Annotated in this window: 8 protein-coding genes; 4 read left to right on the top strand and 4 right to left on the bottom strand. The window is 73.3% G+C overall.

The genetic code is table 11. The annotated features are described in order from the left end of the window. The first annotated feature begins 53 nt into the window (after window positions 1–53). The 4 genes from CKO13_RS13010 (at window position 54) to CKO13_RS09300 (ending at window position 3425) form a co-directional block, all read left to right on the top strand. The gene (locus tag CKO13_RS13010) at window positions 54–983 is read left to right on the top strand and encodes a peptidoglycan DD-metalloendopeptidase family protein (protein WP_200259959.1); all 930 of its coding nucleotides are present in this window, start codon (window positions 54–56) and stop codon (window positions 981–983) included. Then, the gene (locus CKO13_RS09310) at window positions 893–1540 is read left to right on the top strand and encodes a bactofilin family protein (RefSeq protein ID WP_200259956.1); all 648 of its coding nucleotides are present in this window, start codon (window positions 893–895) and stop codon (window positions 1538–1540) included. Before CKO13_RS13010 ends, CKO13_RS09310 begins: the two co-directional genes overlap by 91 nt. 148 nt (window positions 1541–1688) lie before the next feature. Continuing rightward, window positions 1689–2783: a ParM/StbA family protein gene (locus CKO13_RS09305; RefSeq protein ID WP_200259953.1), complete on the top strand. Its 1095-nt coding sequence runs from the start codon at window positions 1689–1691 to the stop codon at window positions 2781–2783. A gap of 132 nt (window positions 2784–2915) precedes the next feature. Then, window positions 2916–3425, top strand: coding sequence for a phasin family protein (locus CKO13_RS09300; RefSeq protein ID WP_200259951.1), 510 nt, complete (start codon window positions 2916–2918; stop codon window positions 3423–3425). A gap of 85 nt (window positions 3426–3510) precedes the next feature. On the opposite strand, the gene purD is transcribed toward CKO13_RS09300, so the two are convergent. The 4 genes from purD to CKO13_RS09280 all read right to left on the bottom strand — a co-directional run. Then, complete coding sequence (purD, locus tag CKO13_RS09295) at window positions 3511–4794, bottom strand: phosphoribosylamine--glycine ligase (RefSeq protein ID WP_200259948.1); 1284 nt, start codon at window positions 4792–4794, stop codon at window positions 3511–3513. A gap of 22 nt (window positions 4795–4816) precedes the next feature. Beyond that, entirely contained in the window at window positions 4817–6415 is a 1599-nt protein-coding gene (gene purH / locus CKO13_RS09290) for a bifunctional phosphoribosylaminoimidazolecarboxamide formyltransferase/IMP cyclohydrolase (protein ID WP_200259945.1), read from the bottom strand. 14 nt (window positions 6416–6429) lie between these two features. Then, on the bottom strand, window positions 6430–6744 hold the full coding sequence (gene fis, locus CKO13_RS09285) for a DNA-binding transcriptional regulator Fis (protein ID WP_242467975.1): 315 nt from the start codon (window positions 6742–6744) through the stop codon (window positions 6430–6432). 61 nt (window positions 6745–6805) lie between these two features. Further along, on the bottom strand, window positions 6806–7275 hold a 470-nt coding region (locus CKO13_RS09280), incomplete at its 5' end, for a DUF3426 domain-containing protein (RefSeq protein ID WP_200259939.1).

Below are 7275 nucleotides of genomic sequence, written 5' to 3'. Positions count from 1 at the left end.
CGCGCCTCCCTCCCCCCCGACCCGACGACGGCAGCCCGGGAGCGCCTGGCGACGTGAAGAATCGCTTTACCGTAACGATCACCGACTTCCGCGGCGCCCGGCACTACTCGCTCCACCAGATCGCCAAGCGCTTCGCGCTGGTGCTCGCCTGCTTCCTCTCCCTGCTCCTGCTCGGCGGGGCGGCGGCCATCTACGTGCTCAACCACCAGATCCAGGAGCTGGACACGATGCGCGCCGAGAAGGCGGCGCTGGCCCGCTCCATCGAGCAGCGCAACGAGCAGCTGCGCGAGCTGGCGGCGCAGCGCCAGCAGAAGATCCAGCACCTCGACCACGAGCTCGGCCGCATCGAGTCCCTGGTCGGGCTGGAGAGCGGCTCGGGGGGCGCGCAGGAGCGGGAGAAGCGGCTCGCCGCGCTCAGCCAGACGGCCCTCGTGAAGGGGTGGATGCTGCGCACCATCCCCAACGGCTGGCCCGTGGCGGACTCGCGCATCACCAGCGGCTACGGCTGGCGCAACCACCCGGTCACCGGCGAGCGCTCCTTCCACGCCGCCGTCGACCTCAGCGCCGGCCGCGGCACGGCGGTTGTCGCCACGGCCGACGGCGTGGTCAACTTCGCCGGCCAGCACCGCAGCAAGCTGGGCAAGCTCATCATCCTCCAGCACGATCTCGGCTTCCGCACCCACTACGCCCACCTCAGCGAGGTCGAGGTCGAGCAGGGGGAGTTCGTGCAGGAGGGGACGACCATCGCCCGCTCCGGCGCCACCGGCCGGGTCAGCGGGCCGCACCTGCACTACGAGGTCTGGCACATCCAGCGCAAGCTCAACCCCGAGCCCTTCCTCGAGTGGGGGCTGCGCAACTACGAGGAACTCTTCGAGCGGGAGGATCGCGTCAAATGGGAATCTTTGGCCAAAGGGATCCGACAAAGGGCCGCCGGTCTCAGACAACAGTTATCAGTGACGGCACCCGATTCGTCGGGGAGCTGAGCCTGGAGTCGAATCTCCACCTCGACGGCCAGATCAAGGGGACCATCGTCTCCGACCACGACGTCTCCGTGGGCCACACGGGCCGCTTCGAGGGCAACCTCAAGGCGGAGCGGATCCTCGTCAGCGGCTACGTCGAGGGGGTAATCGACTGCGCGAGCCTCGAGATCGTCGCCGAGGGGCGCGTCTTCGGCGAGCTCCACAGCGACGAGTTCGTCATCGCCCCCGGCGGGCAGTTCCTCGGCGAGAGCCATCCGCGCCGCGACGCCCCCCAGGCCGCGCTCGGCCACGAGCGCCCCGGCGCGGAGACGGCGCAGCGGCTGACGCCGCCCACGCCGCCCCGGGAGGAGGAGGCGGGCAGCGCCCCCCGCCCCGACGGCGAGCCGGAGGAGCAGCTGCCGCCCCAGGCCGCCGCTCCCGCCGCCGCGGCGGAGCCGGCCGGGGAGGAGCCCCCCGCGGAAGAGGCGGCCGAGGCGGCGGAGGCGCAGCCGGAGGCGGACGCCGAGCCGGCGCGAGAGGAGCGCCACGCCCCCCGGCAGACCTTCTGGGGGCGCCGGTAGGCAGGCCCGTGGCGGGCTCCTGGCGCGGAGGGATCGAGCGGGCTGCAGGCTGTGCTAGGATGGCGCCGCTTAGTCGAGTCACACCGCGCACACCGCGTCCGCGGCGCCCTGGCGCCGCATAGAGCGTGAGCGAGAGGGGGGAATCGCTGTGGAACGTTCCATCGGCCTGGACATGGGGTACGGCTTCATCAAGATCGACGACGGCCGGGAGGGGCACGTCTTCCCGAGCGTGGTCGGCGAGGGCGAGTCGGGGATGCCGATGTCGCTCGCGCTCACCCCGCGCAGCGGCAGCAGCGAGCTGCGCATCTCCTACAACGGCAAGAGCTACCTCCTCGGCGACTACGCCATCCGCCACTCGCGGCTCGCCCACCGCGGCCTCTCGCCCACCCGCGCCGAGGGCGACGACCTCAAGATCCTCTTCCTCGGCGCCCTGAGCCTCTACGCCCGGGAGACGGTCAACAACTTCTACGTCGTCACCGGCCTGCCGCCGGGCCGGATGCACATGGCCGACGACCTCGTCCGGCAGCTGCGCGGCGACCACGAGGTCATCCGCTACACCGGCGCGAGCCGCTTCGGCGTCAGCATCCGCCTCGAGCACATCGAGGTGGTCCCGCAGCCGGTGGGCACCTACTGGTCCGAGGTGCTCGACGAGCGCGGCCAGCTCCGCCCCGACCACCCGCTGCTCCAGGGGCGGGTCGGCGTCGTCGACATCGGCTTCCGCACCAGCGACTTCGCCACCGTCATCGACGGCGAGTACTCCCCGGCCTTCTGCCGGACGGTGCCCCTCGGCATCTCCTTCGGCTACGAAGAGATCGCCCAGGCGCTGTCCACCCAGTACGGCCTCGAGCGCGAGCAGTACGCCCTCGACGAGGCGGTCATCAGCGGGCGCGTGAACATCTCCGGCCGCCCCGTCGACATCACCGACCTGCGCGACCGCATCTTCGGCGACATCGGCACCAAGCTGCTCGTCGAGCTGCGCTCGCTGTGGCACGTCCAGGAGTACGACCACATCATCATCACCGGCGGCGGCGGGCGCGTGCTGGAGCGCTACATGCGCCCCGAGCTGCCCCAGGCCCGCCTCGCCGAGGATCCGCTCACCGCCAACGCCCGCGGCTACTACGGCTGGGCCTACTACAATACCCTCCAGCGCAGCGGCGAGCCGAGCGGCCAGGGCGCAGCGGAGCGCAGCGCCGACCCCTACCCGGCCAGCGGCGGCCCGGAGGGCCCAGGGCTCTACGGCTAGCGGCGGCGTCGATCCCAGCGGCCGGGCTGTGGCGGGGAGCCGCAGCCGCCGCTGTTGCATCGCAACACCGGCGGTGCTATGTTGCATTGCACCATCCGCGATGCAACACGAGCGTGAGCGAGGATCGACACCATGCAAGAGCAGCTCAACCAGTCCACGCAGCAGCTCCAGAAGGCCCTGGAGCCGACCCGGAAGCTCAACGCCCTGCTCCTGGACCACACCGAGAAGCTGATCCACCTGAACCTGGACGCGGCACGCTCCTACACCGCCCTGGCCATGGAGCAGATGCGCAGCGCCCTCGAGATCCGCGACCCGGAGGCCCTGCAGGGCTACCTCAACAGCCAGACCAAGGTGGCGCAGACGGTGGGCAACCGGCTCTCCCAGGACACCAACGCCATCGCCGAGCTGAGCAAGGAGATGGGCGAGCAGGTCCAGCAGATCGCCCAGGAGAACGTGAGCGCCCTCACCGAGGCCGTCCAGCAACCCCAGCAGGCGCAGCAGCAGGCCCGGCGCCAGGAGCGCAGCACCAAGGCCCGGAGCGGCTCCGCCAGCGCGGGCGGCAGCTCCAGCTCCAGCACGGCCAGCGCCGGCTCCACGGGCGGCAGCGCCTCGTCGGGCGGCAGCAGCAAGAAGTCGGCGTAGCGCCTCCACAGCGCTGGGGCCGGGCCCGCGGGCCCGGCCCCGCCCTTCCCGCCTCAGCCGCTAGCGCCGCTGCGGCCCGAGGCCGTCAGCGGGCGCTGAGCCCCCGGGCGCCGATGTCGCGGCGGTAGAAGGCGCCCTCCCACTCGATGCCGGCGACGGCCTCGTAGGCCCGCCGCTGGGCCTCGGCCAGCGAGCCGCCGAGGGCGCAGCAGCACAGGACCCGGCCGCCGCTGGTGAGCACGGCGCCGTCCTCGCCGAGGGCCGTCCCCCCGTGGAAGACCTTGCACCCCTCGCCGAGGGGGCGCTCGAGGCCGTGGATCGCGGCGCCGCGCTCCACGGGGCCCGGGTAGCCGGCGGCCGCCATGACGACGCCGAGGGCCGAGCGCTCGTCCCACTCCGGCGCCTCGCCGGCGAGCCGCCCGTCGAGGGCCGCCCGGCAGAGGGCGGCGAAGTCGCTGCGCAGCCGGAGCATCAGCGGCTGCGCCTCGGGGTCGCCGAGCCGGCAGTTGTACTCGAGCACCCGCGGGTTGCCCTCGGCGTCGACCATCAGCCCAGCGTAGAGGAAGCCCCGGTACGGCCGCCCCTCGGCGGCGAGCCCCCGGACCGTCGGGCGGATGACCTCCTCCATGACGCGCCGGTGGAGGGCCTCGTCCATCAGCGGGGCCGGGGTGTAGGCCCCCATGCCGCCGGTATTCGGGCCCTGGTCGCCGTCGTCCCGCGGCTTGTGGTCCTGGGAGCTCGCCAGGGGGACGACCGCCTCGCCGTCGACGAGGGCGATGAAGCTCAGCTCCTCGCCCTGCAGGCACTCCTCGACCACCACCCGCTGCCCGGCGGCCCCGAAGGCCTGCCCGGAGAGCATCCGCTCGGCGGCGAGCAGCGCCTCGTCGAGGGTGCCCGCCACCTCCACCCCCTTGCCGGAGGCCAGGCCGTCCGCCTTGACGACGAGCGGCGGCCGGCACTCGCGGATGTACTCGGCAGCGGCGTCCAGCTCCTCGAAGGTCCGGTGGGCCGCCGTGGGGATGCCGTGGCGGGCCATGAAGGCCTTGGCGAAGGCCTTGGAGCCCTCCAGCTCCGCGGCGGCGCTGCCCGGGCCCAGGCAGTCGAGCCCCGCCTCCTCGAAGGCGTCGACCACGCCCGCCACCAGCGGCGCCTCGGGGCCGACCACGGTGAAGTCGACGCCCTGCTCCCGGGCGATCTGGACGAGCGCCGGGATGTCCTCGGCGCCGACCTGGACGTTGCGGACCTTCTCCTCGCGGGCGGTGCCGGCGTTGCCGGGGGCCACGATCACCTCCGCGACCCGCTCCGAGCGGGCCAGCGCCCACGCCATGGCGTGCTCCCGGCCGCCGCCGCCGATGACCAGTACCTTCATGCCCTCTCCTCGCTCGCCAGCGCTAGTGACGGAAGTGGCGCATGCCGGTGAAGACCATGGCCAGGCCGCGCTCGTCGGCGGCGGCGATCACCTCCTCGTCGCGCCGCGAGCCGCCCGGCTGGATGATCGCGGCCGCCCCGGCCTCGGCGGCCTGGTCGACGCCGTCGCGGAAGGGGAAGAAGGCGTCCGAGGCCAGCGCCGAGCCGCCGAGCGCCAGGCCGGCCTCGGCGGCCTTCTCGGCGGCGATCCGGGTGCTGAAGACGCGGCTCATCTGCCCGGCCCCGACGCCGAGGGTCCGCTGCCCGCCGGCGAAGACGATGGCGTTGGACTTGACGTGGCGGACCACCTCCCAGGCGAAGCGCAGGTCCGCCCACTCCTGCTCCCCGGGCTGGCGGCGGGTCACCACCCGCAGGGCCTCGGGCGCCACGACGGCGGTGTCGCGGTCCTGGACAAGGAGCCCGCCGCGGACCTTCTTGAGGTCGAGCTCGGCGCCCGGCGTCGCCGGCCACCAGCCGCACTCGAGCACCCGGACGTTGGCCTTGGCGGCGAAGCGCTCCGCCGCCTGCGCCGTCACCTCGGGGGCGATGACCACCTCCACGAACTGCCGCTCGACGATCGCCCCGGCCAGCGCGGCGTCGACGGTGCCGTTGAAGGCGATGATCCCGCCGAAGGCCGAGGTCGGGTCCGTGGCGAAGGCGCGGTCGTAGGCCTCGGCGAGGCTCGCGGCGTAGGCCACCCCGCACGGGTTGGCGTGCTTGACGATGACGCAGGCCGGCGCCTGGAACCCCTTGACGCACTCGAGGGCCGCGTCGGTGTCGGCGACGTTGTTGTACGACAGCGCCTTGCCCTGGCGCTGCCGCGCGGTGGCCACGCTCGCCTCGGCCGCCTCGGGGTCGCGGTAGAAGGCCGCCGCCTGGTGGGGGTTCTCGCCGTAGCGCATGTCGGCGAGCTTCTCGGCCCGCAGCGTCCACGCCTCGGGGAAGCGCTCGGCCTGCGGCGCCTCCCGCTCGGCGCCGGTCTCGTCGTAGCGCGCCAGGTAGGCGGCGATGGCGCGGTCGTAGCGCGCCGTGTGGTCGAAGGCCTCGGCCGCCAGGCGGTGGCGCAGGGCCCGCGAGGTGCCCCCGCAGCGGTCGATCTCGTCGACGACCTCGGCGTAGGCCGAGCGCTCGGTGACCACGGTCACGTCGGCGTGGTTCTTGGCCGCGGCCCGGATCATCGCCGGGCCGCCGATGTCGATGTGCTCGATGGCCTCGGCCATGGCGCAGCCCGGCTCGGCGACCGTGCGCTCGAAGGGGTAGAGGTTCACGCAGAGCAGGTCGATGGGGCCGATGCCCTGCTCGGCCATGACCTCGTCGTCGACGCCCCGGCGGCCGAGCAGCCCGCCGTGGATCAGGGGGTGGAGGGTCTTGACCCGGCCGTCCATGATCTCCGGGAAGCCGGTCACCGCCGAGACCTCCTGGACGGGGACCCCGGCCTCCTGGATCAGCCGCGCCGTGCCCCCCGTGGAGACGATCTCGACGCCGCGCTCGTGGAGCTGCGCGGCGAAGGCCGCCACGCCCTCTTTGTCCGATACGCTGATCAACGCCCGCCGCACGGGCCGCACACCGTCGCTCGTTGCCATCTCGCCGTCCGTTCTCACTCTTGATTTAAGCCGTGCTCGCGCAGCTTCTTGCGCAGCGTCGCCCGATTGAGCCCGAGCAGCTGGGCCGCCCGCGTCTGGTTCCCCGAGCAGTAGGCCATCACCGAGCGCAGCAGCGGGACCTCGACCTCGTTGAGCACGAGGCGGTAGAGGCCGTTGCAGTCGTGGCCGTTGAGCTCCCGGAAGTAGTCGTCGAGGGCCCGCGTCACCGCCTCGCGGATCGGCCCCCCCTGCTCGGCAACAGCGCCGTGGCGATCGCCACCCCGATCGACCTCGGCACGCTCACCATCCCCCATGTGTCTCACCCCCATCCGTATCGCCAGGAAGGATAACAGGAATCGCTAAGCGGCGGAGCGTCCCCCGCCGGGCGCCCTACTGCGGCGGCGCCCGGAAGGCCAGCGAGAAGCTCTCCGCGCCGCCCTCGGGCTCGGCCACCGCCAGGCGGACCGGGATGCGCATGCCCGGCTGCATGCCGGCCTCCAGCCGGGCCCGCAGACGGCGGTCGGCGAGGTAGTCCTCGGGGCCGATCCAGCGCTGCCCGGTGACGTGGCCGTCGAGATCGCGCAGGGTCAGCCGCATCTGCGGGAAGGGCGCCGGCTCGCCGCCCGTATACCGCATCGTGGCGCCGAGGATCAGGGCGTCCTCGCGGTCCGGGTGGCGCTCCAGCCGGCGCTGCTCGACCTCCAGGGCCTGCTGGTAGCCCGGGCCGCGCCCCAGGGTACAGCCGTAGGCGGCGCAGACGGCCTCCAGCCAGGGGCGCATCCCCGGCACGCCGTCGAGCTGCGCCCGGTAGAGGTAGGAGCCGTGGACCGCGCCCGCGGCCAGCGCCGCGCTCCCGAGCA

Origin of the sequence: Halorhodospira neutriphila (genome assembly GCF_016584055.1) — a bacterium.
Taxonomy (GTDB): Bacteria; Pseudomonadota; Gammaproteobacteria; order Nitrococcales; family Halorhodospiraceae; genus Halorhodospira; species Halorhodospira neutriphila.
Note: the sequence above shows the minus strand (reverse complement) of the source record. Positions and strands in the feature narration are given on the sequence as shown.

Bases quoted from the DNA above. Each gene is read 5' to 3' on its own strand.
- CKO13_RS09300 (WP_200259951.1), top strand. From the start codon at position 2,916: ATGCAAGAGCAGCTCAACCAGTCCACGCAGCAGCTCCAGAAGGCCCTG.
- purH (WP_200259945.1), bottom strand. From the start codon at position 6,415: ATGGCAACGAGCGACGGTGTGCGGCCCGTGCGGCGGGCGTTGATCAGC.
- purD (WP_200259948.1), bottom strand. From the start codon at position 4,794: ATGAAGGTACTGGTCATCGGCGGCGGCGGCCGGGAGCACGCCATGGCG.
- fis (WP_242467975.1), bottom strand. From the start codon at position 6,744: ATGGGGGTGAGACACATGGGGGATGGTGAGCGTGCCGAGGTCGATCGG.
- CKO13_RS09310 (WP_200259956.1), top strand. From the start codon at position 893: ATGGGAATCTTTGGCCAAAGGGATCCGACAAAGGGCCGCCGGTCTCAG.